Annotated in this window: 24 protein-coding genes; 17 read left to right on the top strand and 7 right to left on the bottom strand. The window is 69.3% G+C overall.

Annotated features, from left to right (window positions below):
* Window positions 1-6 precede the first annotated feature (6 nt).
* Together ACI2K6_RS03930 and ACI2K6_RS03925 are read left to right on the top strand one after the other, a co-directional pair.
* Window positions 7-1428 carry a sensor histidine kinase gene (locus tag ACI2K6_RS03930; RefSeq protein ID WP_404568115.1) on the top strand — a complete coding sequence of 474 codons (1422 nt, stop codon included), beginning with the start codon at window positions 7-9 and terminating at the stop codon, window positions 1426-1428.
* A 123-nt stretch (window positions 1429-1551) separates the two neighbouring features.
* A complete protein-coding gene (locus tag ACI2K6_RS03925) occupies window positions 1552-2856 on the top strand; it encodes a heparan-alpha-glucosaminide N-acetyltransferase domain-containing protein (RefSeq protein ID WP_404568114.1) in 1305 nt (434 codons plus the stop codon).
* 53 nt (window positions 2857-2909) lie between these two features.
* Here ACI2K6_RS03925 and ACI2K6_RS03920 read toward each other — a convergent pair whose 3' ends face one another.
* Window positions 2910-3113, bottom strand: coding sequence for a cold-shock protein (locus ACI2K6_RS03920; RefSeq protein WP_023951622.1), 204 nt, complete (start codon window positions 3111-3113; stop codon window positions 2910-2912).
* A gap of 310 nt (window positions 3114-3423) precedes the next feature.
* Entirely contained in the window at window positions 3424-3870 is a 447-nt protein-coding gene (nrdI, locus tag ACI2K6_RS03915; RefSeq protein ID WP_274177612.1) for a class Ib ribonucleoside-diphosphate reductase assembly flavoprotein NrdI, read from the bottom strand.
* Window positions 3871-4062: 192 nt separating this feature from the next.
* Between nrdI and adhE the strand changes: the two genes are divergently transcribed.
* From adhE to ACI2K6_RS03885, 6 genes are all read left to right on the top strand, one after another.
* The gene (gene adhE / locus ACI2K6_RS03910) at window positions 4063-6807 is read left to right on the top strand and encodes a bifunctional acetaldehyde-CoA/alcohol dehydrogenase (RefSeq protein WP_274177613.1); all 2745 of its coding nucleotides are present in this window, start codon (window positions 4063-4065) and stop codon (window positions 6805-6807) included.
* A gap of 61 nt (window positions 6808-6868) precedes the next feature.
* Window positions 6869-7861, top strand: a complete 993-nt coding sequence (locus ACI2K6_RS03905) for an aldo/keto reductase (protein ID WP_274177614.1) — start codon at window positions 6869-6871, stop codon at window positions 7859-7861.
* A gap of 49 nt (window positions 7862-7910) precedes the next feature.
* Window positions 7911-8819, top strand: a complete 909-nt coding sequence (locus ACI2K6_RS03900) for a L,D-transpeptidase (RefSeq protein ID WP_404568113.1) — start codon at window positions 7911-7913, stop codon at window positions 8817-8819.
* 63 nt (window positions 8820-8882) lie between these two features.
* On the top strand, window positions 8883-9173 hold the full coding sequence (locus ACI2K6_RS03895) for a DUF1905 domain-containing protein (RefSeq protein ID WP_404568573.1): 291 nt from the start codon (window positions 8883-8885) through the stop codon (window positions 9171-9173).
* Window positions 9170-9649, top strand: a complete 480-nt coding sequence (locus tag ACI2K6_RS03890; RefSeq protein WP_404568112.1) for a prepilin peptidase — start codon at window positions 9170-9172, stop codon at window positions 9647-9649. Before ACI2K6_RS03895 ends, ACI2K6_RS03890 begins: the two co-directional genes overlap by 4 nt.
* A gap of 51 nt (window positions 9650-9700) precedes the next feature.
* Window positions 9701-10714 (top strand): YihY/virulence factor BrkB family protein, encoded by a 1014-nt coding sequence (locus ACI2K6_RS03885; RefSeq protein WP_404568111.1) that lies wholly within the window; start codon window positions 9701-9703, stop codon window positions 10712-10714.
* A 1-nt stretch (window position 10715) separates the two neighbouring features.
* Here ACI2K6_RS03885 and ACI2K6_RS03880 read toward each other — a convergent pair whose 3' ends face one another.
* Window positions 10716-11447: a glutamine amidotransferase gene (locus tag ACI2K6_RS03880; RefSeq protein ID WP_404568110.1), complete on the bottom strand. Its 732-nt coding sequence runs from the start codon at window positions 11445-11447 to the stop codon at window positions 10716-10718.
* Between the two features lie 96 nt (window positions 11448-11543).
* Between ACI2K6_RS03880 and ACI2K6_RS03875 the strand changes: the two genes are divergently transcribed.
* Both ACI2K6_RS03875 and ACI2K6_RS03870 read left to right on the top strand, forming a co-directional pair.
* Window positions 11544-11789 carry a response regulator gene (locus ACI2K6_RS03875; protein ID WP_282502363.1) on the top strand — a complete coding sequence of 82 codons (246 nt, stop codon included), beginning with the start codon at window positions 11544-11546 and terminating at the stop codon, window positions 11787-11789.
* Window positions 11779-12411, top strand: coding sequence for a CYTH domain-containing protein (locus tag ACI2K6_RS03870; RefSeq protein ID WP_282502364.1), 633 nt, complete (start codon window positions 11779-11781; stop codon window positions 12409-12411). Before ACI2K6_RS03875 ends, ACI2K6_RS03870 begins: the two co-directional genes overlap by 11 nt.
* Window positions 12412-12493: 82 nt before the next feature.
* Here ACI2K6_RS03870 and lpdA read toward each other — a convergent pair whose 3' ends face one another.
* On the bottom strand, window positions 12494-13894 hold the full coding sequence (lpdA, locus tag ACI2K6_RS03865; RefSeq protein WP_114587916.1) for a dihydrolipoyl dehydrogenase: 1401 nt from the start codon (window positions 13892-13894) through the stop codon (window positions 12494-12496).
* A 9-nt stretch (window positions 13895-13903) separates the two neighbouring features.
* Window positions 13904-14458, bottom strand: a complete 555-nt coding sequence (locus ACI2K6_RS03860; RefSeq protein ID WP_282502365.1) for a copper resistance CopC family protein — start codon at window positions 14456-14458, stop codon at window positions 13904-13906.
* A gap of 107 nt (window positions 14459-14565) precedes the next feature.
* Between ACI2K6_RS03860 and ACI2K6_RS03855 the strand changes: the two genes are divergently transcribed.
* From ACI2K6_RS03855 to ACI2K6_RS03845, 3 genes are all read left to right on the top strand, one after another.
* Window positions 14566-15060 carry an FHA domain-containing protein gene (locus ACI2K6_RS03855; protein ID WP_112613910.1) on the top strand — a complete coding sequence of 165 codons (495 nt, stop codon included), beginning with the start codon at window positions 14566-14568 and terminating at the stop codon, window positions 15058-15060.
* Window positions 15057-15737: a MerR family transcriptional regulator gene (locus tag ACI2K6_RS03850; protein WP_181574115.1), complete on the top strand. Its 681-nt coding sequence runs from the start codon at window positions 15057-15059 to the stop codon at window positions 15735-15737. Before ACI2K6_RS03855 ends, ACI2K6_RS03850 begins: the two co-directional genes overlap by 4 nt.
* 100 nt (window positions 15738-15837) lie before the next feature.
* Window positions 15838-16383 (top strand): MerR family transcriptional regulator, encoded by a 546-nt coding sequence (locus ACI2K6_RS03845; protein ID WP_023951592.1) that lies wholly within the window; start codon window positions 15838-15840, stop codon window positions 16381-16383.
* 73 nt (window positions 16384-16456) lie between these two features.
* Here the strand turns inward: ACI2K6_RS03845 and ACI2K6_RS03840 are convergent, their stop codons facing one another.
* Window positions 16457-17278, bottom strand: coding sequence for a ParA family protein (locus ACI2K6_RS03840; protein WP_112613912.1), 822 nt, complete (start codon window positions 17276-17278; stop codon window positions 16457-16459).
* Between the two features lie 90 nt (window positions 17279-17368).
* On the opposite strand from ACI2K6_RS03840, the gene ACI2K6_RS03835 reads away from it, so the two are divergent.
* From ACI2K6_RS03835 to def, 3 genes are read left to right on the top strand one after another with little or no spacing between them, the layout of a single operon-like run.
* Window positions 17369-20776: a pyruvate carboxylase gene (locus tag ACI2K6_RS03835; RefSeq protein WP_274177623.1), complete on the top strand. Its 3408-nt coding sequence runs from the start codon at window positions 17369-17371 to the stop codon at window positions 20774-20776.
* Window positions 20777-20826: 50 nt separating this feature from the next.
* Window positions 20827-22626, top strand: coding sequence for an AAA family ATPase (locus tag ACI2K6_RS03830; RefSeq protein WP_404568109.1), 1800 nt, complete (start codon window positions 20827-20829; stop codon window positions 22624-22626).
* A gap of 1 nt (window position 22627) precedes the next feature.
* The gene (gene def / locus ACI2K6_RS03825) at window positions 22628-23119 is read left to right on the top strand and encodes a peptide deformylase (protein WP_112613918.1); all 492 of its coding nucleotides are present in this window, start codon (window positions 22628-22630) and stop codon (window positions 23117-23119) included.
* Between the two features lie 65 nt (window positions 23120-23184).
* On the opposite strand, the gene ACI2K6_RS03820 is transcribed toward def, so the two are convergent.
* Complete coding sequence (locus tag ACI2K6_RS03820) at window positions 23185-25020, bottom strand: long-chain fatty acid--CoA ligase (RefSeq protein ID WP_274177625.1); 1836 nt, start codon at window positions 25018-25020, stop codon at window positions 23185-23187.
* Window positions 25021-25163: 143 nt separating this feature from the next.
* On the opposite strand from ACI2K6_RS03820, the gene ACI2K6_RS03815 reads away from it, so the two are divergent.
* A complete protein-coding gene (locus tag ACI2K6_RS03815; RefSeq protein ID WP_404568108.1) occupies window positions 25164-26096 on the top strand; it encodes an ROK family protein in 933 nt (310 codons plus the stop codon).
* Window position 26097 lies beyond the last annotated feature (1 nt).

Below are 26097 nucleotides of genomic sequence, written 5' to 3'. Positions count from 1 at the left end.
GTCGCGATGATGTCGGGCTTGCTTCTCGCGGCCGTCACCGTCTTCGGCATCGTCTCGGTCGCGATCCTCCGTCAGAATCTCGTCACTCAAGCCGAGTCGACGCTCTACCTGTCCAATGACACGGCCATCGGGCAGACTCTCTCGGCCGTGGATGCGACCGGAAGCGTTCCGACGTTCGACGACGTGTCACTGGCGGTTCCCTCTGACGGGTTCTTCTTCGTCGTCGAGGGCGACCGCGTCGCGGTCTCGGCCTTCTTCACCCGTGACTACACCTACCGCCCGATGACCGAGCGCGAGCTTACGCACGTTCGGGACGGGATGGCGGAAAGCGGGTTCACCACGACGATCGACGTGGCCGACGACGGCGGGTACCTCGTGACGACCTCCGAGGTCGCGGCGGCAGACGGGCAGGAGCTCACCGTCGTCAGCGGTGTGGGCCTCACCGACACCGACACGGTCGTTCGCACCTACGCCCTCTGGCTCGCGGTCGTCGGAATCGCGATCGCCGCGTTCGCTGCGGTGTTCGGCTGGCGGTGGACCCGGCAGCAGCTCGACCCCCTCGAACGGGTCGCCGAGATCGCCGACGAAGTGGCGGCCACCCCGCTCTCATCCGGCGAGATCGCCCCGCAGCGCCGCGTTCCCCGTGACGTGCGGCATCTGGGGTCGGAGACCGACCGCGTCGCGGACGCGCTCAATCGCCTGCTCGACCACGTCGAGCTCTCGCTCAACGCGCGTCACCGCGCCGAGGAATCGATGCGTCGCTTCATCGCCGAGGCGAGCCACGAGCTGCGCAACCCCCTCGCCTCGATCCGAGGCTACGCCGACTTCTACGCCCATCCCGATGCCGACGCCGACCCCCTCGAGACGCAGGGCGCGCTTCAGCGCATCGGGTCGGAGGCGTCGCGGATGAGCACGCTGATCGACGACCTGCTGTTGCTCGCGCGTCTCGACGCCGACCCGGTGGTCGCGCACGACGACGTCGAGCTGTCGATGATCGTCGCGGAGACCGCATCCGACGCGCGGTTCGCATATCCCGGGCACATCTGGCGCATCGCCTTGCCGGACGAAGATGTCTCCGTGGTCGGGGACGAGGGGGCGATCCGTCAGATGCTGCTGAACCTCGTCGCCAATGCGGGGCACCACACTCCGGACGGAACCAGTGTGACCGTCTCTCTCGAGACGACGGCGACTTCCGTCGAACTGGTCGTCCAGGACGACGGGCCGGGAATCGATCCCGAGGCACTACCGACCATCTTCGATCGCTTCACCCAGGCAGGCAGCCGGACGCAGACGCGCGAGCGGACGACGGTCGGACTCGGTCTCGCGATCGTGCAGGCGCTGGCGACAGCCTCGGGCTACGACGTGTCGGTGGCCAGCTCGAGCACGGGTACGCGGTTCGGGATCCGCATCCCGTCGAACGCCGCCTGACCGGCGGATGCCACCCGCGCGCTTAATCCGCGCACAGGGCCGAGACCTACCGTCGACCGGGTGCGCGGCACGTGCCGCACGTGCCCGTGTCGTCGTCCGGCCCATCGCCGAGGAGAGCCTGTCGTGTCCCTGCCGTCCACTCCGACCGTTCGATCCGCTGAGCCCGTCCGCCGTTTCGTCGGCAACCGGTGGCGCTACTTCGGCCGCCCGCCCCGGCTCATGGGCATCGACGTCGCCCGGGGCCTCGCGATCTTCGGCATGATCGGCGCGCACGTCGGGATCTCGTGGATGGTCGCGGGGCCCGACGGGCCCGACCTCGCCGCGATCGTCCAGGGGCGGTCGTCCATCCTCTTCGCCGTTGTCGCGGGCATTTCCGTCGCGCTTGCGACCGGACGTGAGCAGCTCCCCCGGGGAGAGGCACTGCGGTCCGCACGTCTGCGTATGGCCGGCCGTGCCCTCGTCGTTCTCGCCCTCGGGCTGGCGCTGGAGATGCTCGGCAGCGGGATCGCCGTCATTCTGCCCATCTACGGCATCCTCTTCCTGATCCTCATCCCGTTCCTGGGACTCCGTCGCCGTACCCTCGCGCTCACCGCGGCCGCGATCGCCGTCGCGGGGCCGACCGTCGTCGCGCTCCTGCGTGCGGTGACGCTCTCGGGCGCCGGCATCCCGCAGGGCATCGGCGGCACCGCGGTCGACTTCCTCATCAGCGGCTCGTATCCGCTGACCGTGTGGCTGCCCCTGGTTCTCGCCGGGATGGCGCTCGGGCGGATGCGACTCGACCGGCCGCGGACCGCGGCGGTGCTGTTCGGGTCGGGAGTCGGGCTCGCCGCCTTCGGCTACGGCCTGGGCGACGCGTTCAACGGAACGGTCCGCGGGTGGCTCTCGGGGTGGGGGAGCGTCTCGTCGTCGGCATCCGCGCTGTCATCATCGGGAGCGTCCTCGCTGATGCCGGGATCGTCCTCGTCGATGGGTCCCGACGGGCGCGGCTATCTGGAACGGTTGAGCGAGGTCGATCTGGGAGCCGCGCTGTCTCAGGCGTGGGGCGTGGCGCCGCACTCGGGAGGGACGTGGGAGATCATCGGGTCCGGCGGCTTCGCGCTCGCCGTCGTCGGCGCCTGCCTGCTCCTCGCGCGTCCGCTCCGCGCGCTGCTCGTGCCTGTCGCGGCAGTCGGCTCCATGCCGCTGACGGCCTACACGGCCCACGTCGTCTCGTTCGCGGTGCTGATCTCCCCGCTCGGGCTCGCCCCCGATCTCTCGTCGTGGGATGGCGATCCTGCCGTCAGCGGACGCTTCTGGATCGGATGCGTGGTGGTCCTTCTCGCCGGATGCACGATGTGGGCGCTCAGCCGTGGCCGGGGACCACTCGAGTCCGTCACCGCGAACGTCGCGCGCCGCGTCGATCTGCCCGCGGGCAGCGGCGCCCGCTAGGCACGCGGAAGGGGCCGGCCCTTTCGGACCGGCCCCTTCACTGCGTCGAACGCTCAGAGAGCGCGGATGTTCGTCGCCTGCAGGCCCTTCTGGCCCTGCTCCACGTCGAACTCAACCTTCTGGTTCTCGAACAGGTTGCGGTGTCCAGTGCCGGCGATGGCGCTGAAGTGCGCGAACACGTCCGCGGTGCCGTCGTCCGGAGCGATGAAGCCGAACCCCTTCTCCGAGTTGAACCATTTGACGGTGCCAGTGGCCATGTCGTCATTTTCCTTCTGTGTTCTGGGACCACCGCTGTGATGATCCGGATACCGCTGCGGCGGGGCCGCCGCGGAGTGTGTGGGGGCGAGCAGACACTCGCCGGTGTGGGCGACCTGTCCAGATAGGTGCGGTCGCGGGGCCGAGAGCACGGCCCGGGTGCATGAGATCGACGGCGGAATGAAACGAAGTGCACGTCGGAGTGAACCGACGGAGAGGCGCGCCGTGACGCACCGACTCTCGAATGCTACGCGATTTCGGACGCTTGTGGGGCGACGCGTCGTGCAACGTCACCGAAAGACGCAATACGACTCATCGATCGTGCGCCTCGGGAGCGTTCCCGAAGCGCGCATCGAAAGCCGTCAAGATGCGAGCGCACTCCGCGACATCCTCCGGGGTGCCCGCCAGCTCGAACTCGAACACCACCGGACGTCCCGACACCCGAGCGAGCTCGCGTGCCGCCGCCTGGTAGTGGTCGCCGAAGTTGCGGTTGCCGGAGCCGATGATCCCGACGAGGCGCCGGCGGTTCGCGGGGGAGCGCAGGAAGGCGCGAACCGCCGCCGGCAGGGTCGCGTGAGCGTCGTTCCCCGCCTTGTACGAAGGCGTCAGCAGGATCCAGGGTCCCGGTGCCTCGCTCGAACGAATGGTCCGCTCGGAGAGGTCGCGCACGGGGCGGCCGTCGGTGGCGTGGAGGTTGCTCGCGAAGCGGCGGATGAGGTTCGAGGTCGAGGAGAAGAAGTACACCGGGAGTTGCGCCACGGGGTCAGTCTGCTCCGCGGTGTCCGTGACGGACCGGTGTCGGATCGGGAAAAGTCGCGGTTCTGATTTGTTCCGGCCCGCGTGGACGCTGTGGTCAGACCACATGGCGCACACTGTGATCACGGGGTCGAGGTCCCTCCATCCCGGATTCGGACACAGACGCGGCGACCGTCCGCGCCGGGAAGGCTCACGATGTCCATCGCCGTCGACGCCCTCGTCACCCGGGCACAGCGTGCCCTCGACGAGTACGCGCACTTCACCCAGGAACAGATCGACCACATCGTCCGCAAGGCATCGGTCGCGGCGCTGCACCATCACGGTGAGCTGGCCGTCATGGCCGTCGAAGAGACCGGCCGCGGCCTGTTCGAAGACAAGGCCGTGAAGAACATGTTCGCGTGCGAGCACGTGACGCACTCGATCATCGACCAGAAGACCGTCGGCGTCATCGCGCACGACGAGCTGACGGGGATCACCGAGATCGCAGACCCCGTCGGGGTGATCTGTGCGTTGACCCCGGTCACCAACCCGACCTCGACCGCCATCTTCAAGTCGCTCATCGCGCTCAAGACCCGCAACCCGATCGTCTTCGGATTCCACCCGTCCGCACAGCGCTGCTCGTCCGAAGCTGCCCGCATCGTGCGCGAGGCCGCGGTGGCGGCCGGCGCGCCCGCCGACTGCATCCAGTGGATCGAAGAGCCGTCGATGGAGGCATCCGGCGAACTGATGAACCACCCGGGCGTCGCCCTCATCCTCGCCACCGGCGGCAACGCCATGGTCCGCGCCGCCTACTCGTGCGGCAAGCCCGCCCTCGGCGTCGGCGCCGGCAACGTGCCCGCTTTCATCGAACGCACCGCCGACGTCGGTCGCGCCGTCAACGACATCGTGCTGTCGAAGTCGTTCGACATGGGCATGGTCTGCGCGAGCGAGCAGGCGGTCATCCTCGACGAGCCCGTCGCCGAGGAGGCGCTGGACGAGTTCGCCCGCCTGCACGCCTACCGGGTGACGACGGGGGAGAAGGCGATGCTCGAGGCGTTCATCTTCGGGGTGACAGCCGACAGCGTGAACTGCGCCGACGCGAAGCTCAACGCGCGGGTCGTCGGCCAGTCGCCGGTGTGGATCGCCGAGCAGGCGGGCTTCACCGTGCCCGCCGACACCTCGATCCTCCTCGCCGAGGTCTCCGGCGTCGGCCCGCACGAGCCGCTCACGCGCGAGAAGCTCGCCCCGGTCCTCGCCGTTCTCCGTGCCTCGACTCCGGATGAGGGCATCGAGCTCTCGCGGCAGATGGTGGCGTTCGACGGGCTCGGTCACTCCGGCGCCATCCACTCCAACGATGCGGACGTGATCGCCCGCTTCGCGGAGGTCGTCAAGGCGGTCCGCATCATCGAGAATTCGCCGTCGGCCCTTGGCGGCATCGGCGACATCTACAACGCCTTTCTGCCTTCGCTGACCCTCGGCTGCGGCTCGTACGGTCACAACTCCGTCTCCAACAACGTCTCGGCGGTGAACCTCGTGAACGTCAAGCGCGTCGGACGACGCAACAACAACCTGCAGTGGTTCAAGATCCCGGCGAAGACGTACTTCGAGCCGCACGCGATCCGCTACCTCGCCGACATGCGGGGAGTCGAACGCGTCAGCATCATCACCGACGAGACCATGACCTCGCTCGGCTACGTCGACCGCATCACCGATGTCCTGAACCGTCGCGAGAACCGGGTCCAGGTGCAGCTGCTGAATCAGGTGCGCCCCGAGCCGAAGGTGTCGGAGGTCGTGGCCGGGGCGGAACAGCTGCGCCAGTTCCAGCCGGACACGATCATCGCGCTCGGCGGCGGATCGCCCATGGACGCCGCGAAGGTCATGTGGCTGCTGTACGAGAACCCCGAGATCGAGTTCTCCGACATGCGCGAGAAGTTCTTCGATGTCCGCAAGCGTGCGTTCACGTTCCCCGAGATGGGCAAGAAGGCCAAGCTCGTCTGCGTTCCCACCACGTCGGGGACGGGCTCGGAGATGACTCCCTTCGCCGTCATCACCGACGACGCCACCGGGATGAAGTACCCCCTGGCCGACTACGCGCTCACGCCGTCCGTCGCCATCATCGATCCCGAGCTGACGCGGGTGCTCCCGGGGTTCCTCGTGGCGGATGCCGGCTTCGACGCGCTGACGCACGCGACCGAGGCGTACGTGTCGGTGTACGCCAACGACTACACCGACGGGCTCTGCCTGCACGCGATCAAGCTCATCTTCGAGAACATCGAGCGCAGCACGAAGGCTCAGCCGGGCTCGACCGACAGCGCCGACCGCAAGGCTCGCGAGAAGATGCACAACGCGGCATCCATCGCGGGGATGGCTTTCGGCAACGCCTTCCTCGGGATCGTGCACGCGATGGCTCACGTCACCGGCGCGACGTACAAGCTCGTGCACGGGCGGACCAACGCGGTCTACCTGCCGCACGTGATCCGGTACAACGGCACGGTGCCGACGAAGCTCACGAGCTGGCCCAAGTACGAGCGGTACATCGCTCCCGAGCGCTTCCAGCAGATCGCGCAGCACCTCGGGCTTCCGGCCGCGACGCCGGAGGAAGGTGTCGAGAGCTACGCCCGCGCGGTGGAGGAGCTGCGAGACCGCGTCGGCATCGAGCGCTCGTTCCAGGCGCAGGGCGTCGACGAAGCCCGCTTCCTCGACAACCTGCACAGTCTCGCGATGGCTGCGTACGAGGATCAGTGCGCACCGGCGAACCCGCGGATGCCGATGATCGATGACATGAAGACGCTCATGGAAGCCGCGTACTACGGCACGTCGTTCGGCGCGGTGCGCACCACCCGCGCCGCGGCCGTCGCGGCTGCGGATGCCGCCCTCCCGGCTGCGCCGGTCAACGCGGAGACCTCGGACGCCCCCACGAAGAAGAACGGAGGGAAGGCGAAGGCGGCGCACGGCGCCTGACGACGATCCGCGGAGCGCAGGGCCGGACCGAGGTGTCCGGCCCTGCGCCTACGCTGTAGCCATGCAGCAGCGCAGCCTCGCTTCGACCTCCCGTTCCGTCTCGGCCATCGGCCTCGGCACCTGGCAGCTCGGCGCCGACTGGGGCGAGGTCGACGACGACCAGGCTCTGGCCGTCCTCGCGGCCTCCGCCGATGCCGGCGTCACGCTCTTCGACACCGCCGACGTCTACGGCGATGGCCGCAGTGAGACGACCATCGGCCGATTCCTCGCCGGCCGTCCGGGGCACGGCATCACCGTCGCGACCAAGATGGGGCGCCGCGAAGCGCAGGTTCCCGAGAACTACACGCGCGAGAACTTCCGCGCCTGGACCGACCGATCGCGGCGCAACCTGGGTGTCGACACGCTCGACCTCGTGCAGCTGCATTGCCCGCCGTCGGCGGTCATCGAGTCGGACGCGACCTACGACGCCCTCGACGAACTGGTCGCGGACGGAGCGATCACGGCCTACGGCGTCTCGGTCGAGACCGCCGCGCAGGCGCTCGCGGCGATCGCTCGGCCGAACGTCACGAACATCCAGATCATCCTCAATCCCTTCCGGTTGAAGCCGCTCGACGAGGTGCTTCCCGCGGCCCGGGCCGCCGACGTCGCGATCTTCGCGCGCGTCCCCCTGGCGTCGGGTCTGCTGAGCGGTCGCTACACCGAGCAGACCGAGTTCGCGGCCGACGATCACCGTTCGTACAACCGGCACGGCGAGGCCTTCGACCGCGGCGAGACGTTCTCGGGGGTGGACTTCGAGACCGGCCTGACGGCTGCGCGCCGACTCGCGGCCGCTCTTCCCGAAGGCATCACCCTGCCGGCGGCGACGCTGGCGTGGATCGCCTCGCGTCCGGGCGTCACGAGCGTCATTCCGGGAGCCCGCACGACAGAGCAGGCGCGCGCCAACGCGGCCGCGGCGGATCTGCTCGACGATGGCACCGATCTGACGGCGTTCGCCGATGCCGTCGTCGACGTCTACGACGAGCTCCTGCGAGCAGACATCCACCCGCACTGGTGACCCGCGGCCCGCTCTTGCGTCATCGCCGTGTGCGACCGAGCATGGGCGTATGACTCGGCGACCGCATCCCGCAGCCCTCGTGGCCGTCGTCGCGGTCGGAGTCCTGGCCGCCTCGGGGTACGGGGCGCTCGCCCCGCTTCGCGACCTCGCGGCCACCACAGCCGAGCCGCCGGCCGCCGCCGCCCTCAGTGACGCTCCGTCATCCACGCCCGTGGCGCAGGCGACGGATGCTGGGTCGGCACCCTACGCCCGCAACGACACCCTCTACGACATCACCGCTCTCCCGTTGATCGACGTGCGCTCGGTCAACCCCGCGGTGCCCGTCGACGACGATCCGATGGGACCGGTGACCTCATCGCTCGCGCGGCCGCTGGGTGCGGGCGCGCCCGTGTTCGCCGACCCCACCGGGCAACCGGTCGGGCACCTTCCTCGCGACCACCACTACGGCGGCACGACCGTGCCCGTCGTCGAGGCCCAGGCCGACTGGGTCAAGGTGCTCCTGCCGGGCCGGCAGGGGGTGCCGCCCGAGGGCAACGGCGGGCAGACCGTCGGGTGGCTGCGCGTCGCCGACGTGGAGCTGACCACGACCCCGCAGTACGTCGAGGTGCACCTCGCGGGGAACACGATCGACATCGTCAGCGCCGCCGGACGCGAACGCGTGTCGGACCAGTTCGCGTGGGGAAAGCCGTCGACACCGACACCGACCGGACGGACCTTCGTCATGTGGACGACGGTCGTGCCGGAGTTCCGGTACACCCAGGGGCATCCCATGGTCTACCTCGGGGTCCAATCGCCCGTGATGGCGGGCTTCGACGGGGGAGACGTCGCTGTGACGGCCTTCCACTACTACCGGGCGCGCGAGGGCGATACATCCTTCGGCTGCATCTACCTCGACGGGCCCGCGGTCGACCGGCTGGCTCAGCTGCCGGCCGGGACGCCGGTCCTGATTCAGCCCTAGCCGAGCACCTGTGGAGACCCCCGGCGCTCGGGTCGAGGTACGGCCTACGCTGATCGCGTGAGAATGGAGTTCGATGCGGAGGTCTTCCGTTGGGAGGCTCGTACCCAGGATTGGTACTTCGCGGCCGTCCCGGCAGAGCCCAGCGCCGACATCCGAGAGATCCCGCGGATGCCGCGGGGGTTCGGGTCCGTGCGGGTGCGGGCGACGATCGGTGGTTCGACGTGGCAGACTCCGATCTTTCCAGATGCAGGGCGCGGCGGTTATGTCCTCCCGTTGAAGCAAGCGATCCGCCGCGCCGAATCGATCGGATCCGACGGCGTCGTCCGGGTGATGCTCGAGGTCCTCGACGCGTGACGGCGGTCTCGATGGCGATGATCGTGCTCGTCGCGGCCGCCGCAGTGCTGAGCTCGGCGCTCGCGGCCGTCGACATCGCGACGCACCGGCTGCCCAATCGCCTCGTCTTCGGACTCGCCGGGACAGCCGCGGGCCTCGCCACGCTCGCGGCGATCGAGCACGCTTCGATGCGTCCGCTCGGTGGGGCGGCTGTCGGTGGCGCGGCGTTGTTCGTCCTGTACTACCTCCTGCATCGCGCCGGCGGTGGGATGGGCGGGGGAGACGTGAAGCTCGTGGCGGCGATCGGGCTTCTCACCGGGCCGCACGGCTGGCAAGCGCCGCTCGTCGCAACGGCGCTCGGATTCGTATCCGGAGGTCTCGTCGCCGTCGTCATGATCGCCGTGCGCCGCGGCGACCGACGCACGCGGATCCCGTTCGGTCCTTTCATGCTCGCCGGCGCATGGGTCGCCGTCGGAGGTTCCTGGGTCGCGGGCTGATGCCTGTCAAGTGCGCGAGGGAGGAGGTGGACGTCGCGCTATCGTGGCCGCATGGCCGAGTCCACGTTCATCTCCCGCTCGATCGCGTGGGCCTTGCAGCGCAAGCCGGTACGCGCATTCCTGCTCTACAGCGAACATCGCGGACCGGTGCTCGCCGACAGCGTCACGTATCGCACCCTGTTCAGCGTGTTCGCCGGCGTGCTGTTGGGGTTCTCCGTCGCGGCGCTCTGGCTCGCCGGCGATCCGGTTGCGTGGCAGGCGCTCATCGACGCGGTGAACCGTGTCATCCCGGGACTCGTCGGAACGAACGGCCTCATCAAGCTCGACGACATCACCGCCCCCGCGGGACTCACGATCGCGGGAGTCATCGCCACCGTCGGTCTGCTCGGCGCGGCGATCGGTGCGATCGGATCGCTCCGTACCGCGATGCGCGCGATCGCAGACCAGCTCACCGACGACGTGCTCTTCGTCTGGGTGCTGCTGCGCAACCTCGCACTGGCGATGGGTATCGGCGGGGCACTGGTCGCTGCTGCGGGCGTAACGTTCCTCGGGACGGCCGGAGTGGGACTGCTCGCCGACCTCCTCGGTTTCTCCGACGACAACCCGCTCGTGCAGTTCGGCGGCTGGGCCGTGTCGCTGGTGGTGGTGTTCGCCCTCGACGCCGTCGCTGTGGCCGTGCTCTTCCGGGTTCTGTCCGGGGTGAAGGTGCGAAAGCGTGCGCTCTGGAGCGGCGCACTCCTCGGTGCCGCAGGGCTGACGGTGCTGCAGCAGCTGTCCGGGCTGTTCGTCGGTGGCGCGACCTCGAACCCGTTGCTGGCGTCGTTCGCCTCGCTCATCGCGCTGCTGCTGTGGCTCAACCTGTCATCGCAGGTCATCCTCATCGCCACGGCGTACATCATCACGGGCGTGCGCGAAGAGGAAGACCGCGTTCGGGCTCGGTTCGGCGCCGCGACATTCCTGCAGCGGCGCGTGCAGCGTGCCGAGGATGCCGTCTCCGCCGCCGCCCGGGAACTCGACAAGGCCCGCGAGCTCGAGGCCGAGGAACGCGCGAAAGCGAACGCCTGACCTACCGCGCGTAGCGCTCGACGAACGCACGCAGGATCGACCCCGTGTGGGTGACCGGGCTGCGCCGCACGGCGCTCAGGGTGAGGTCGAGCTCGTCGGGTGCGAAGTAGCCGTAGCCGGCGTAGGCGTGGATACGGGTGGTGATGCCCTCGAGGTCGAGCTCGGGGTGGAACTGCGTCGCGTAGACGTTCTCGCCGACCCGGAACATCTGTACCGGGCATCCGGCTGATGAAGCCAGCAGCACGGCGCGCGGCGGGAGCTCTGAGATCGCTTCCTTGTGCCCGACGAAGGCCGAGAACGTCTGCGGCATCCCGGCCAGGAGCGGGTCGCGCCTGCCGGCATCCATCAACTCGACGTCGACGACGCTGATGGGCTCGCCGAATCGGCGGTCGATCGTGGCGCCGAGGAAGGCGCCCACCGTACCGATGCCGTAGCAGGCCCCGAGGAACGGGGCGTCTTGCGTGACGACCCGCGCCAGAAGATCCGAGAACTCGGCCTCGACCCGGCGCTGCACGGCAGTCTTCTGCTCCCACCGATCGGATGCGTTGAACGGGCCGCCGCCCACGAAGATGCCCGACACGTCGTCGAGGTCGATGTCGGGCATCGGCCCGGCCTCGAGCCGCACGCGCCGGAGCGAAGCAGGCTCGAGGCCCGTATGGCGGAGGAAGAGCTCGTACTCCTCGTCTGCGGGTACGTCCTCAGCGCGGGTGGCGAGCAGCACGAACGGCTTCACGCCGAGGGGAGCTTTCGTAGTCGCCGAGCACGCATGGCGCAAGCGTATCGGCCGGTCCGGGCGGCGCGGGTATCGTCGGACCCAGGAGGTCAGAACATGGCTATTGCACGACTGCACGGTGGTCCCCTCGATGGGCAGACCCTTCCGCTGGACGAAGACGCGTCAGACCGGCTCATCCTTCCCTACAGCGAGACCCAGGTGGTCTATGAGCGCGCCGGCGAGCCGGAGCACACCGGCGAGGGTGACGGGCCGACGTCGTCCGAGTTCCACTTCGTCGAGGCGGAGGGCGACATCGACCCCTCGACCGACGAGCGCGACGACCGCGTCACCAGTGACGACTGAGCCGCGCAGCTCGCTCGAGATCGAGCGCAAGTACGACGTCGAGGCCGGCACGGCGGTGCCCGACTGGTCGACTCTTCCCGGAGTCGCGTCCGTCGGTGAGCCCGAGCCCCGCGAGCTCGACGCGCGTTACCTCGACACCGCCGACGGGCGACTCGCCGAGGCGCTGACCGCGCTGCGGCGACGTACAGGCGGTCCCGACGCGGGCTGGCACGTCAAGCGTTCGACGCCGGAAGGCAAGCTCGAGACGCACTGGCCCCTCGACGACGCCGATGAGTCGGCCCCGGTTGAGGTGCCCGAGGCGATCATCGCGGAGCTCGCCGAGGTGGCGCAGCCGCCGTTCGAGGTCATCGCGCGCATCCGGAACTCGCGCACCGCCTTCGCTCTGCTCGATGCCGAGGGCGGCATGGTCGCGGAGTTCGTCGACGATCGGGTGACGGCCACGGACGAGCGCTCGGGGCGCACGACTTCGTGGCGGGAGTGGGAGCTCGAGCTGGGCCCTGCGGCCCCGAGCACTGCGGCGGGTGTCGCCGAGCTCTTCGCGGCGGCTGATGAGCTCGTGGCATCCGTCGGGGGAGCGCCGGCGGCATCCGAATCCAAGCTCGGACGCGCCCTCGCGCGCTGAGTATCCGCAGCTCGCTCAGACGAAAAGACGAACGCACCGCCGGCCATAGCCGCGCGGTGCGTTCGTCTTGGAGACGCGAGCGTCAGAGGTTGATCATGTGGCCCGCGAGACCGTGGAAGGCCTCCTGCAGGCCCTCCGACAGCGTCGGGTGCGTGTGGACGTTGCGCGCGGCCTCGAGCGCGGTCAGGTCCCACTTCTGAGCAAGGGTCAACTCGGGCAGCAGCTCCGACACGTCGGGGCCGATCAGGTGTCCGCCCAGGAGCTCCAGGTGCTCAGCGTCGGCGATCAGCTTGACGAAGCCGACGGGCTCGCCCAGGCCGTTCGCCTTGCCGTTCGCCGAGAAGGGGAACTTGGCGACCTTGACGTCGTGACCGGCGTCGCGCGCCTGCTGCTCGGTCAGACCGAACGATGCGACCTGCGGCGAGCAGAACGTTGCACGCGGCATGTTGCGGTAATCGCCGAGAGTCTGCGTCTCGGCTCCGCCGATCGTCTCGGCCGCGACGACGCCCTGCGCCTCGGCGACGTGTGCGAGCTGCAGCTTGGCGGTGACGTCACCGATCGCGTAGATGCCCTCGACATTGGTCCGCATGTGGTCGTCGATGTCGATCGCGCCGCGCTCCGTGAGCTTCACGCCGGTGTTCTCCAGACCGAAGCCCTCGACGCGGGGCGCGAAGCCGATCGACATGAGGACCTTGTCGGCCTCGATCTGCCCCTTCGCGCCGTCGGCGTTGGCCGAGTACGAGACGGTGACCTTGTCGCCGGAGTCGACGATCTGCTCGACCTTGGTCGAGGTGAGGATGTCGATGCCGTACTTCTTGTACTGCTTCTGGATCTCCTTCGAGACCTCGACGTCCTCGTTGGGGAGGGCGCGGTCGAGGAACTCGATGATCGTGACCTTGACGCCGTAGTTCGACATCACGAAGGCGAACTCCATGCCGATCGCGCCGGCACCGACGATGACGATCGAGTTCGGCAGGTCGCGAGTGAGGATCTGCTCCTCGTAGGTCACGACGTTGTCGCTGAGCTGAACGCCGGGGAGCAGGCGCACCGTCGAGCCGGTGGCGATGATGACGTTGTCGAACGTGACGGTCTCCTGCGAGCCATCGGTCTTGGTCACCTGGATCGACTTGGCGTCGAGGAACGAACCGCGACCCTCGTACTCGGTGACCTTGTTCTTCTTCATCAGGAAGTGGATGCCCTTGACGTGCGTCTCGGCCACCTTGCGGCTGCGGTCGAACGCGGTGCCGAAGTCGAAGTTCACATCTCCGCTGATGCCGAAGAGATCGGCCTTGTGCTTGAAGGTGTGGGCGAGGTCGGCGTTCTTCAGCAGCGCCTTGGAAGGGATGCAGCCGACGTTGAGGCAGACGCCTCCCCAGTACTTCTCTTCGATGATCGCGACGGACTGTCCGAGCTGCGCAGCGCGGACAGCTGCGACATACCCGCCGGGGCCCGCGCCGAGGATGACGACGTTGTAGTGAGGCATGCTCCCAGCCTAGTCCTCGGTGCGCCGCCGAGACGCCGCTACGAGGGCGATGACGAGCGCGATCACGCCGGCGACGACGACGATCGACACGACGATCCAGAACACGGCGGGAAGGCCTTCCTCCGTGGTGGTCTCGGCTTCTCCGCCGACGGGGGATGTCGGCGCGGCCGCGGGGTCGCCGGCGGTGAACGAGAACTCGCCCGAGACCGGGTGGCCGTCGCTCGAGACCACACGCCACCGCACGGTGATCGGGCCCTGGCTGTCGCCGCTGAGCGCCTGGGTCGCCGTGGTCCCATCGAGGGTCGGCGCGCCCTCGGCGAGCTCGGTTCCGGCTGCGTCGGTCACCGAGATCGCGTTGACCCCGTCCTCGTCGATCAGGACGCCACTGAAGGTGAGGGTCAGCTCGTCGGGCAGCGCGGTCACCGTCGAATCGGCGGCCGGATCGGAAGCGAGCAGCTCGTCGTGTGCGAGGGCGGGGGACGCGGGTGCGGCGACGGCGAGGCCGAGTGCGAGGCCGAGGGCGGCGAGGAGGCGCGTGCGGAGAGCGGGGGTGCGTTGAGACATCGCCCCGAGCCTAATCCGCGAGGCATATGAAGGTCGTGAGAGCCCTCGGGAATCGCGTTCGCGACTCGTCGTCGATCCGTTAGGCTGGCCCGGAAGAGGAGGACACTGTGGACGAAAAGGATCGAGACGTCGACGACATCCGACGCGGCCCCGACCGCGCGCCGCACAGCGGGTCCTCGGACACGACGCAGACGTTCGGGCACGACCTGGACCTGTCATTCGTGCCGTTCGGGGCTGACCTCACCGCTGTCGAGCGCGATGCCATCCAGGCTCTGCCGGAGCGGGCAGCCCTGCTTCTGGTGCGTTCGGGCCCGACGGCGGGAGCCCGGTATCTGCTCGACACCGACGTGACGACCGTCGGTCGCCACCCCGAGGCCGACATCTTCTTCGACGACGTCACGGTCTCGCGCCGGCACGCGGAGATCACTCGCACCGGCTCGGCATTCGAGATCGTCGACCAGCGCTCCCTGAACGGCACGTACGTGAACGGTGAGCGCGTCGACCGAGCTGTGCTCTCGGACGGCGCCGAACTGCGCGTCGGCAAATTCCGCCTGAACTTCTTCGTCTCACCGCTCGATCGCGGACCGGCGACCGGCGCGTGAGCGCGGCCCCCGCCGCCCGCAGTCGGTCCACGACGGCGGGTCATCTGAGCATCGGTCAGGTGCTCGCCCGGCTCAGCCCGGAGTTTCCGGCTCTGAGCTCGAGCAAGCTCCGTTACCTCGAGGACCAGGGGATCGTCACACCGACGCGCACCGGGTCGGGATACCGGAAGTTCTCGCCCGCGGACGTGGAGCGCCTGCGCACGGCGTTGACGCTCCAGCGCGACCACTACATGCCCCTGGCACGCATCCGTGAGTACCTCGACACACCGGGGGCCGAGGGGCTTCCGCCTGCGCTGCCGGCGTCGATCGTCCAGCATCGGCGCTATCGGCGCGACGAGCTGATCGATCAGGCCGAGGCCACCGCGGCGCTGCTCGGCGACGCGGTGTCAGCGGGCCTGCTGCCCGCCGCCGACACCTACGACGAACGCGCGCTGGTGCTGCTGCGTACCCTCGTCGCCCTCGATCGTCACGGCATCGGTCCTCGCCACCTCCGCACGGTGCGCCAGGCGGCCGAGCGTGACGTCGCGCTCGTCGAGACGGCGCTCGCGCCGTTGCTCCGCCGAACCGACTCCTCGTCTCGTGGACGCGCCCACGAGCTCGCTCCCGAACTGGTGCGCCGGCTCGACGACGTCCGTTCGGCGTTCGTCCAGGCGGCTATCGACCGACTCGTCAGGTGAGCCGCACGCGACACGCCGCGGGCTCGGAACGGATGTCGTTGCCGCGGCGGCATCCCTCATCTAGCGTGGAAGAAACCCGACCGTCCGGCAGGAGGACCAGATGACCGCGCATGATTCGCTCGGCGAGATGCGGTTCACGACCGACCTGCTCTTCACCGACGGTCTCCCCGAGATGGATGACGAAGCCGGGTACCGGGGAGCGCAGGCCGCTCGCGCCGCCGGGATCACCTACCGTCAGCTCGACTACTGGGCTCGCACCGAACTCGTCGTCCCGACCGTTCGCGGCGCCAGTGGCTCCGGGTCGCAGCGGCTCTACGGCTTCCGCGACATCCTCGTCCTCAAGCTCGTGAAGCGACTGCTCGACACCGGCATCTCGCTGCAGCAGATCCGCGTCGCCGTGGATCAGCTCCGCGCCGCCGGCATTCGTGATCTCGCCGGGACGACCCTGATGAGCGACGGCGCTTCGGTCTACCTCTGCACGTCGAACGACGAGGTCATCGACCTCGTCAGCCGCGGTCAGGGCGTGTTCGGCATCGCGGTCGGGAAGGTCCTCCGCGAGGTCGAGTCGACGCTCGTGGAGTTCGACCCCCAGGCGCCGGACCCCGTCGACGAGCTCGCCGCGCGACGCTCGGCGCGCAGCGCCTGAGTCGCTCCCGATACACAGAACCCCGGCGCACCTGCGGTGCGGCCGGGGTTTCGTTCGTGTGGGGACGAGCTGATCAGCTCGGGGTGGCCGTGGGAGTCTCGCCCGCGACCGGGATGCGGCCGGTGCGCAGCACGCGGTCGAGCAGCGCGTCGAAGTCGGACGCGAGCTCCTGCGCGGAGTCTCCGGGCCAGATGTGGAGCGGCTTCGCGGCGCCCTGCGCCTGCTGGAGCGACGTGCGCTCGGGAAGCTGGGGCGAGAGCACCAGCGGACCGAACATGTCGCGGAGTTCCTTGATGCGGAACTGGTGTTCGATCGACTGCGGACGCACGCGGTTGACCACGATCCCGAGGGGCTGCAAGCGAGGCGAAAGGCCGCGTCGGATCTCCTCGATGGCGCGGAGGGCGCGATCGGCGGCAGCGACGGAGAACAGGCCGGGTTCGGTCACGACGATCACGCGGTCGCTCGCCGCCCACGCCGTGCGGGTCAGGGCATTGAGTGAGGGAGCGCAGTCGATGAGCACGAGGTCGTAGTCGGCTTCGATGGTCGCGAGAGCCTCTTCGAGCTTCCAGACGTCGCGCACGCTCGGGTGCGGTCCGTCGAAGTTGATGGCGGACGGGCTGCCGATCAGAACGTCGATGGTGCCGGGATGCACCTTCGCCCAGCCGCTCGAGGTGATGGCCTGACGGACCACCTTCTCCTTCGGATTGGCGAGGACATCGGCGACGTTGAGACGGCCGGCGACCTGGATGTCCATCCCCGTCGACACGTCGGACTGCGGATCGAGGTCGACAACCAACGTCCGGACACCGCGGGCGAACGCGGCGGATGCGAGCCCCAGGGTGACCGTCGTCTTGCCGACCCCGCCCTTGAGCGAGCTGACGGAAAGTACGTGCACGAGGCTCTACGTTACCTTCCCCTAGGCTGTGAGGGTATTCGAGCCCCCGCGCGGCGCCGTTGCCGCGCGACTCACTCCAGCGAGGTGAGCATGTTCCGGAAGATCCTTGTCGCGAATCGTGGTGAGATCGCCATCCGCGCTTTCCGTGCGGCGTTCGAGCTGGGGGCCCGGACCGTGGCGGTCTATCCCCATGAGGACAGATACTCGCTCCACCGGCTGAAAGCCGACGAGGCCTATGAGATCGGCGTCAAGGGGCACCCGGTGCGTGCGTACCTCGACGTCGACGAGATCATCCGCGTCGCGCGTGAGAGCGGGGCAGACGCCATCTATCCGGGCTACGGCTTCCTGTCGGAGAACCCGGAACTCGCCGCGCGCGCCGCCGAGGCGGGCATCGCGTTCATCGGTCCCTCCGCACGCGTGCTCGAGATGGCGGGGAACAAGGTCACGGCCAAGAGTCACGCGGTCGCCGCAGGCGTGCCGGTGTTGCGATCGACCGACGCCTCTGACGACATCGACGCTCTCGTGGCCCAGGCAGGCGACATCGGCTTCCCCGTCTTCGTCAAAGCCGTCGCCGGCGGTGGGGGACGCGGGATGCGGCGCGTCGCCAGCCCCGACGAGCTCGCGCCGGCCCTCTCCGAGGCCATGCGCGAGGCCCGGAGTGCCTTCGGCGACGCGCGCGTCTTCCTGGAACAGGCCGTGCAGCGACCCCGCCATGTCGAGGTTCAGGTGCTCGCCGATGCCACGGGGGAGACGGTTCACCTCTTCGAGCGGGACTGCTCGGTGCAGCGGCGCCATCAGAAGGTCATCGAGATCGCGCCGGCTCCCAATCTCGACGACGAGACGCGGGCCGACCTGCACCGGCACGCGATCGCCTTCGCGACCTCCATCGGCTACGTGAACGCCGGCACCGTCGAGTTCCTGCTCGAGACCGCCGGCCCCCGGGCAGGCGAGATCGTCTTCATCGAGATGAACCCCCGCATCCAGGTCGAGCACACGGTGACCGAGGAGGTCACCGACGTCGACCTGGTCCAGTCCCAGATGCGGATCGCGGCGGGGGAGAGCCTCGCGCAGCTCGGCCTCACCCAGGACCGCATCCAGCTGCGCGGCGCGGCTCTGCAGTGCCGCATCACGACCGAAGACCCGGCTCAGGGGTTCCGCCCCGATACGGGGAAGATCACCACCTACCGGTCGCCCGGCGGGGCCGGCATCCGTCTCGACGGCGGCACGACCGCCGCCGGGTCTCAGGTGAGCCCGCACTTCGACTCGATGCTCGCGAAGCTCACGTGCCGGGGGCGAGACTTCGGCGCCGCGGTCGTGCGCTCGCGCCGCGCCCTCGCCGAGTTCCGCATCCGTGGCGTCTCGACCAACATCCCGTTCCTGCAGCAGGTTCTCGACGACCCGTCTTTCGCTCGCGGTGACCTCAGCACGTCGTTCATCGACGAGCGCCCCGAGCTGCTCGAGGGACGCGCGTCCAAGGACCGCGGATCGAAGATCCTGGGTTGGCTCGCCGACACCACCGTCAACCGCCCGCACGGTTCTGCTCCGACGAGCGTCGACCCCCGGAGCAAGCTTCCGCGGATCGACCTCGCTGCGTCGCCACCGGCGGGCTCGCGTCAGCGCCTCCTCGAACTCGGGCCAGTGGGGTTCGCCGAAGCCCTGCGCCGCCAGACCTCGCTCGCCGTGACGGAGACGACCTTCCGCGACGCGCACCAGTCGCTTCTCGCGACCCGCGTGCGGACCAAGGACCTCGTTGCGGTCGCCCCCGCTGTTGCGCGGCTCACTCCTCAGCTTCTCTCCGTCGAGGCGTGGGGCGGAGCGACCTACGACGTGGCGCTCCGCTTCCTCGGCGAAGACCCCTGGGAACGGCTCGACAAGCTCCGTGACGCGCTTCCCAACGTGGCGCTGCAGATGCTGCTGCGCGGCCGCAACACCGTCGGGTACACCCCCTACCCGACAGCCGTCACGCAAGCCTTCGTCCGGGAAGCGGCGGATGCGGGTGTCGACATCTTCCGGATCTTCGACGCACTGAACGACGTCACGCAGATGCGGCCCGCCATCGACGCCGTCCTCGAGACCGGAACGACGATCGCCGAAGTCGCGCTCTGCTACACGGGAGATCTGCTCGACCCGAGCGAGGACCTCTACACCCTCGACTACTACCTCCGTCTCGCCGAGGAGATCGTCGAAGCGGGAGCGCACGTCCTCGCCATCAAGGACATGGCCGGGTTGCTGCGGCCGGCCGCAGCGTCGCGCCTGGTCTCGGCGCTGCGCGAACGGTTCGATCTCCCCGTCCACGTCCACACGCACGACACCGCCGGCGGGCAGCTGGCGACCCTTCTGGCCGCGAGCGCAGCGGGGGCGGATGCCGTCGACGCGGCGTCCGCGCCCATGGCGGGCACGACCAGCCAGCCGTCGCTCTCCGCCCTCGTGGCCGCCCTCGCGCACACCGACCGCGACACGGGGCTCGACCTCGATGCGGTGTCGGACCTCGAGCCCTACTGGGAAGCCGTGCGGCACATGTACCGGCCGTTCGAGTCCGGTCTGCCGGGCCCCACCGGCCGGGTCTACCGCCACGAGATCCCCGGCGGCCAGCTCTCCAACCTGCGGCAGCAGGCCATCGCCCTCGGGCTCGCCGACGATTTCGAGCTCATCGAGGACATGTACGCCGCGGCGAACCGGATCCTCGGCCGGGTTCCGAAGGTCACGCCGTCGTCGAAGGTCGTGGGCGACCTCGCCCTGCATCTGGCGGCCGTCAAAGCCGATCCCGAAGCCTTCGCCGCCGACCCGGGTGCGTACGACATCCCGGAATCGGTCGTCGGCTTCATGGCGGGCGAGCTCGGCGACCTGCCGGGCGGATGGCCCGAACCGTTCCGGTCGAAGGTGCTCGCCGGGCGCACCGTGCGCCCCGCTGTCACCGACCTGTCGGCAGCGCAGGCGGCGGACCTCGACGCGGATTCCGCAACGCGACGGCGCACGCTGAACGCGCTGCTCTTCCCCGCGCCGACCCAGGAGTTCGACCGGGTACGCGAGACGTACGGTGACCTCAGCGTGCTCGACACCGCGGACTATCTGTACGGGCTCGTTCCCGGCGCTGAGCACGTCGTCGAGATCGAGAAGGGCGTCCAGCTCTACGTCGGGCTCGAGGCCATCGGCGAGGCCGATGACAAGGGCATGCGCACGGTCATGGCGACGCTGAACGGGCAGCTGCGGCCGGTCTTCGTCCGCGACCGCGGGATCAGCGTCGAGGCCCGCCAAGCAGAGAAGGCCGATACCGCGATTCCTGGTCAGGTCGCGGCTCCGTTCTCGGGCGTCGTGACGCTCAAGGTGGCCGTCGGCGATGCCGTCGAGGCCGGGGCGCCCGTCGCGTCGATCGAGGCGATGAAGATGGAAGCGGGCATCACGGCGCCCGTGGCGGGCGTCGTCGAGCGGCTCGTCGTCGATCCGACCGCAGCTGTCGAAGCCGGTGACCTTTTGGTCGTCGTCCGGCCCGGCGGGTAGCCTAAGGGGTCGGGCGCGAGCTCGAGACCTGGGAGTGGACGCAGCAAAACATGCCTGAGCGCAACGAGAATCAGCCCGAAGAGACCGATCCCGCGGTCCTCGCCGACAGCGAGAGCATTCACACGACGGCGATCGGGATCATCGGCGGCACCGCGCAGGTCGACGTCGCGCTTCCCGTCGCGGAAGACGACCTCGATGACGACGACGTCATCGACGGCGAGGTCGGCGACGAGCAGCTGACGACGGGCGACATCCCCCTCGGGGCGGGACCGGGCGAGCCGTACGGCGATGCCGACGCGTCGGAGGATGACACATCGCGTGCTTCCGACGACGAGGCGGGCGTCGGCGAGCACGCGACTCCAGACCACGACGACGACCTCGCGGCGCCGGATCGGCCGAGCGACGGCGAGATGGGCGACGAGGTGACGGAGGCCGAAGCAGCCGACCTCGTCGTCGACGACGACATCGACGTCGCGACCGATGAGGACGTCGCGATCGACGAGGACGTCGCGACCGATGACGACGCAGCCGAGCCGGCCGACGAGGTCGTCACCGCCACGATCGACGACGAGGACGCGGAGACCGACGGTCAGGACGACTCGGAACCGATGACCGCGGGTGCAGCCGGCGAGGCTCTGGACGTGCGTGATGAGTCCGGCGACGCGACGGACGCCGCCGTCGAGCACGACGCCCCGAAGCCCGACGTCGGAGAAACGCTCGAGGGCGGTGCCGCCGTCGCGACGGTCGTGCCGACCTCCACCCCGATCACCGGGACCGTGCCGACGACGCGCCGGCAAGCGCACCAGGCCGCCGAGCAGGTGCGTCACGCCACCGAGCGCGTGTCCGTGGCGCGTACGACCGAGCCCGTCCTCCAATCGCGACGTATCGGCGACCTCGAGGCCGGGCGCGAGTCCGCCGACCTCCTCACGGCCGAACGTCTGATCGACCCCTCGCAGGTCGTGCGAGCCGAGCCGGAAGGCCGTTGGCAGCGGCTGCTGTACAGCGTCTCCGGCCATCGCATCAACCTCGGCGACGGAAAGCGCGCGCGGGCGCGGAAGGAGCTCGACCGTCGCATCGCCGCGCCGCTGGCCGGTGGCGCGAAGTTCGTCCCCGTGCTCTCGCGCAAGGGCGGCGTCGGCAAGACGACGGTGACGACCCTCCTCGGCATGGCTCTCGCAGATGCCCGCGATGACCGCGTGATCGCCATCGACGCCAATCCCGATCGTGGCACGCTGGCCGATCGCATCGGCCGCACGAGCGGGAAGACCGTGCGCGATCTGGCGCGTGCACGCGGTGAGGTAGTCGGCTTCAACGACCTCTCCGCCATCGTCGCGCGCGACGAAACCCGGCTCGACGTGCTGGCCTCCGACGCCGATCCGCACGTATCCGAAGCGTTCAGCGATCACGATTACGAGGATGTGGCCGCGATCGCGGCGCACTATTACTCCATCGTCCTCACCGACACGGGCACCGGGATCGTGCATTCCGTGATGGGCGCGACTCTCGGACTGTCCGACCAGATCGTCGTCGTCGCCGGTCTCTCGGTCGACGAGGCCCGGCTGGCCTCCGAGACGTTGACGTGGCTCGAATCCAACGGTTTCGCCGACGCCGTGAAGAACGCCGTCGTGGTGCTCAACACATCCCGTCCGGGAACGCCGATGGTTCGCGCGGAAGAGTTGGAGACGCACTTCGCCACGCGCGTGCGCTCCGTCCTGCGCGTTCCGTACGACCCGCACCTGGCGGCGGGGAGCGCGGTCTCGTTCCGCGACCTCGAGCCGGCGACCCGCGAAGCGGCGCGCAAACTCGCGGCGAGCGTGGTCGAAGGTCTGCGTCTGGGAGGGGCGGCCTGACATGACGGTTCGCGCGATCCGCTTCTTCGGCGACCCGGTCCTGAAGTCGCCGGCAGCTCCGATCGAGACGATCGACGACGGTGTGCGCTCGCTCGTCCAGGACCTCCTCGACACCGTCGAGCTGCCCGGTCGTGCGGGCGTCGCCGCTCCGCAGATCGGCGTGGGCCTGCGCGCGTTCAGCTACAACGTGGACGGCGTCATCGGCTACATCCTCAATCCGCGTCTCGTCGAGGTCTCCGGTGAACCGTCTCTGATCGGCGAGGGATGCCTCTCGGTACCCAACCTGTGGCATGACACGCTCCGGCACCCGTACGCGCGCGCCGTGGGCATCGATCTCGACGGCGAAGAGATCGTCCTCGAGGGCGAGGGGCTGATGGCGCAGGCCCTGCAGCACGAGTGCGATCATCTCGATGGCATCCTGTACCTCGACCGGCTCTCGCCCGCCGAGCGTCGGATCGCCATGCGCGAGGTGCGCGAGTCGTCCTGGTTCTGACGCGTCACGCAGAAGCGGGGCCCGGCCGGTCATCACCAGCCGGGCCCCGCTTCTGCGTCATCCGATCATCCGAGCGGGACGTTGCTCGTCTTCACCGGTTCGTCGTAGATGTCGGAGATGGCGTCCGAGAAGTCGGTGAGGATGACGTTGCGCTTGATGCTCATCTTGGGCGTCAGGTGGCCGCTCGCCTCGGTCCACTCCGTGTCGAGGATCGTGAACTTGCGGATCGACTCTGCGCGCGAGACGTTGCGGTTCGCCTCGTCGATCGCGCGCTGGACCTCGGCGCGGACCTCGGCGTTCTTTGCCGCGTCGGCGAGGGACATGTCTCCGGAGAGGCCGTTATTCGTCAGCCAGGTCGGCAGCATCTCCGGGTCGAGCGTGACGAGCGCGGAGATGAAGGGCTTCTGATCGCCCACGACGACGACCTGGCCCACGATCGGATTGGCGCGGATGGGATCTTCCAGCACGGCGGGGGCGACGTTCTTGCCGCCGGCGGTGACGATGATCTCCTTCTTGCGTCCGGTGATCGTGAGGAAGCCCTCGTCGTCGAACGATCCGATGTCGCCGGTCTTGAACCAGCCGTCGTTGAACGCCGCCTCGGTGGCCTCGGGGTTGCGCCAGTACTCCGCGAACACGTTGATGCCGCGCACCTCGACTTCGCCGTCCTCACCGAGGCGGACTCCGACGCCGGGCAGGACCGGCCCGACCGTGCCGATCTTGGACTTCGTCGCGAGGTTGACCGTCGCGGGAGCCGTCGTCTCGGTGAGTCCGTAGCCCTCGAGGATCGTGACGCCGAGGCTGTGGAAGAAGTGGCCGAGGCGCGGGCCCAGGGGAGCGGATCCCGAGACGGCGTAGGTGACGCGGCCGCCCATGGCGGCCCGGAGCTTGCCGTAGACCAGCTTGTCGAAGACACGGAACTTGAGCTTGGTCAGCAGCGGGATGCTCTTGCCCTCCTGCTTCAGCCGCGAGTGATCGATCGCGACCTGCGCGGCGGCGCGGAAGATCTTGCCCTTGCCGCCGGCTTCGGCCTTCTGCTCCGCCGAGTTGTAGACCTTCTCGAACACGCGCGGGACCGCGAGCAGGAAGGTCGGCTGGAACGTGCCGAGAGCAGGCAGCAGCTGCTTGGTGTCGGGCTGATGCCCGGTCTTGACCCCGGCATGGACATTGAGGATCGAGATGAAGCGAGCGAAGACGTGGGCCGTGGTGATGAACAGCAGCGTCGATGCGCCGCCGGGGTGGTTGACGACCTCTTTGAGCGCTTCGCCGGAGTTTCGGGCGAGCTCGACGAAGTTGCTGTGGGTCAGCACACAGCCCTTCGGGCGCCCGGTCGATCCCGAGGTGTAGATGAGCGTCGCAATGTCCGAGCCGACGGCGAGGTTCCGTCGCCGCTCGATCTCCTCGTCGGACACGCCGCCCCCGCTCGAGCGCAGCTTGTCGAGATGTCCCGAAGCCATGACCCACACCTCGCGGACGAGGGGCACGGTCGACCGGATCTCGTCGATGCGACCCGCGTGGTCGGCCGACTCCGCGATCGCGAACGTCGCGCCCGAGTCGCCGAGGATCCAGGCGATCTGCGACGCCGAGCTCGTCTCGTAGACGGGGACCATCACGGCGCCGGCGAAGAAGATCGCGAAATCGACGAGCGTCCAGTCGTACGTGGTGCGGGCGATGAACGCCACCTTGTCGCCGGGCTCGACACCGGCGGCGACGAGACCCTTCGCCAGCGCGATGACCTCGCGTTGGAACTCGGCCGCGGAGATGTCTCGCCAACCACCGTCGTGCGGCACGGCGAAGAGCGCTCGCGACGGGGTCGCGGCGACCCGGTCGACGAGGAGATCGGTGATGTTCGCGTCAGGGTCGGCTGGAACGACAGCGGGGACTTCGAACTGGACGGCGCTCATGGGCGGCAACTCCTTCGGTACCGGAAGCGTCTGGCAGGGTACAGACACTCTATCGGCCGCCCGGCCGCCGAGCCCGCGCGCGAACGCGGTGCCCCATTAGACTTTGCGGGTCGCCGCCGGACGGCCGACGGAAAGGACCACGCGTGCTCAACATCGGCATCGACATCGGCGGAACCAAGATCGCCGGAGGTGTCGTCTCCGCCGACGGGACGATCGTCGACCGCATCCGCGTCGACACCCCCGCCGACACCGACGCGCTGGCCGAAGCCGTCGCCGACATGGTGCGGCACTTCCGCGCATCGCACGAGGTCACCGCTGTCGGCGTCGCTGCTGCGGGGTTCCTCGATCGCACCCGGTCGATCATGCGCCACGCCCCGAACATCGACTGGGTGGAGCACCCGTTGCGAGCCGAGCTCGAGGCGCGCGTCGGCGTCGCCGTCGTGCTCGAGAACGATGCCAACGCCGCGGGGTGGGCGGAGTACCGCTTCGGCGCCGGCCGCGGCAGCTCCAACATGGTGATGCTGACCCTCGGCACCGGCGTCGGGGGAGCGGTCATCATCGACGGGCAGCTCCTCATCGGCGGTCGAGGAGCGGCGGGCGAGCTCGGCCACGTGCGGTTCGAGCGCGGCGGGCGCCCGTGCGGGTGCGGCCTGAAGGGATGCCTCGAGCAGTACGCCTCGGGACGCGCGCTGCAGCGCGAGGCGGTGGCCATCGCCGACGACCCCGAGCTCGGTGCCGGGCTCGCGCAGGTGCGCGACGAGCACGGTTCGATCCCGGGCGACGCGATCTCGCGCCTGATCCTCGCCGACGATCCCGGAGCGCTCGAGGCGCTCCACCGGGTCGCGACGGCGCTGGGCGAGACCGCGGGCGGGTTCCAGGCGACGCTCGACCCCGAGATCTTCGTCATCGGCGGCGGCGTCGCCCAGCTCGGCGAGACGCTCCTCGCGCCGGTCCGGGCGGCCTACCGTGACGCGCTCCCGGGCGGCGAGAACGCGGCTCCCGCCGACTTCGCGATCGCGACGCTCGGCAACGACGCGGGCCTGATCGGCGTCGCCGATCTGGCCGGGGGGCGGTGAC

The organism is Microbacterium sp. NPDC006705 (assembly GCF_044903545.1).
GTDB classification, from domain to species: domain Bacteria; phylum Actinomycetota; class Actinomycetes; order Actinomycetales; family Microbacteriaceae; genus Microbacterium; species Microbacterium plantarum.
Note: the sequence above shows the minus strand (reverse complement) of the source record. Positions and strands in the feature narration are given on the sequence as shown.

Coding starts and splice junctions, on each gene's coding strand:
- ACI2K6_RS03830 (WP_404568109.1), top strand. CDS start 20,827: ATGCCTGAGCGCAACGAGAATCAGCCCGAAGAGACCGATCCCGCGGTC.
- ACI2K6_RS03920 (WP_023951622.1), bottom strand. CDS start 3,113: ATGGCCACTGGCACCGTCAAATGGTTCAACTCGGAGAAGGGGTTCGGC.
- ACI2K6_RS03930 (WP_404568115.1), top strand. CDS start 7: ATGATGTCGGGCTTGCTTCTCGCGGCCGTCACCGTCTTCGGCATCGTC.
- ACI2K6_RS03845 (WP_023951592.1), top strand. CDS start 15,838: ATGACCGCGCATGATTCGCTCGGCGAGATGCGGTTCACGACCGACCTG.
- lpdA (WP_114587916.1), bottom strand. CDS start 13,894: ATGCCTCACTACAACGTCGTCATCCTCGGCGCGGGCCCCGGCGGGTAT.
- ACI2K6_RS03905 (WP_274177614.1), top strand. CDS start 6,869: ATGCAGCAGCGCAGCCTCGCTTCGACCTCCCGTTCCGTCTCGGCCATC.
- ACI2K6_RS03900 (WP_404568113.1), top strand. CDS start 7,911: ATGACTCGGCGACCGCATCCCGCAGCCCTCGTGGCCGTCGTCGCGGTC.
- ACI2K6_RS03875 (WP_282502363.1), top strand. CDS start 11,544: ATGGCTATTGCACGACTGCACGGTGGTCCCCTCGATGGGCAGACCCTT.
- ACI2K6_RS03895 (WP_404568573.1), top strand. CDS start 8,883: ATGGAGTTCGATGCGGAGGTCTTCCGTTGGGAGGCTCGTACCCAGGAT.
- def (WP_112613918.1), top strand. CDS start 22,628: ATGACGGTTCGCGCGATCCGCTTCTTCGGCGACCCGGTCCTGAAGTCG.
- adhE (WP_274177613.1), top strand. CDS start 4,063: ATGTCCATCGCCGTCGACGCCCTCGTCACCCGGGCACAGCGTGCCCTC.
- ACI2K6_RS03860 (WP_282502365.1), bottom strand. CDS start 14,458: ATGTCTCAACGCACCCCCGCTCTCCGCACGCGCCTCCTCGCCGCCCTC.
- ACI2K6_RS03835 (WP_274177623.1), top strand. CDS start 17,369: ATGTTCCGGAAGATCCTTGTCGCGAATCGTGGTGAGATCGCCATCCGC.
- ACI2K6_RS03885 (WP_404568111.1), top strand. CDS start 9,701: ATGGCCGAGTCCACGTTCATCTCCCGCTCGATCGCGTGGGCCTTGCAG.
- ACI2K6_RS03820 (WP_274177625.1), bottom strand. CDS start 25,020: ATGAGCGCCGTCCAGTTCGAAGTCCCCGCTGTCGTTCCAGCCGACCCT.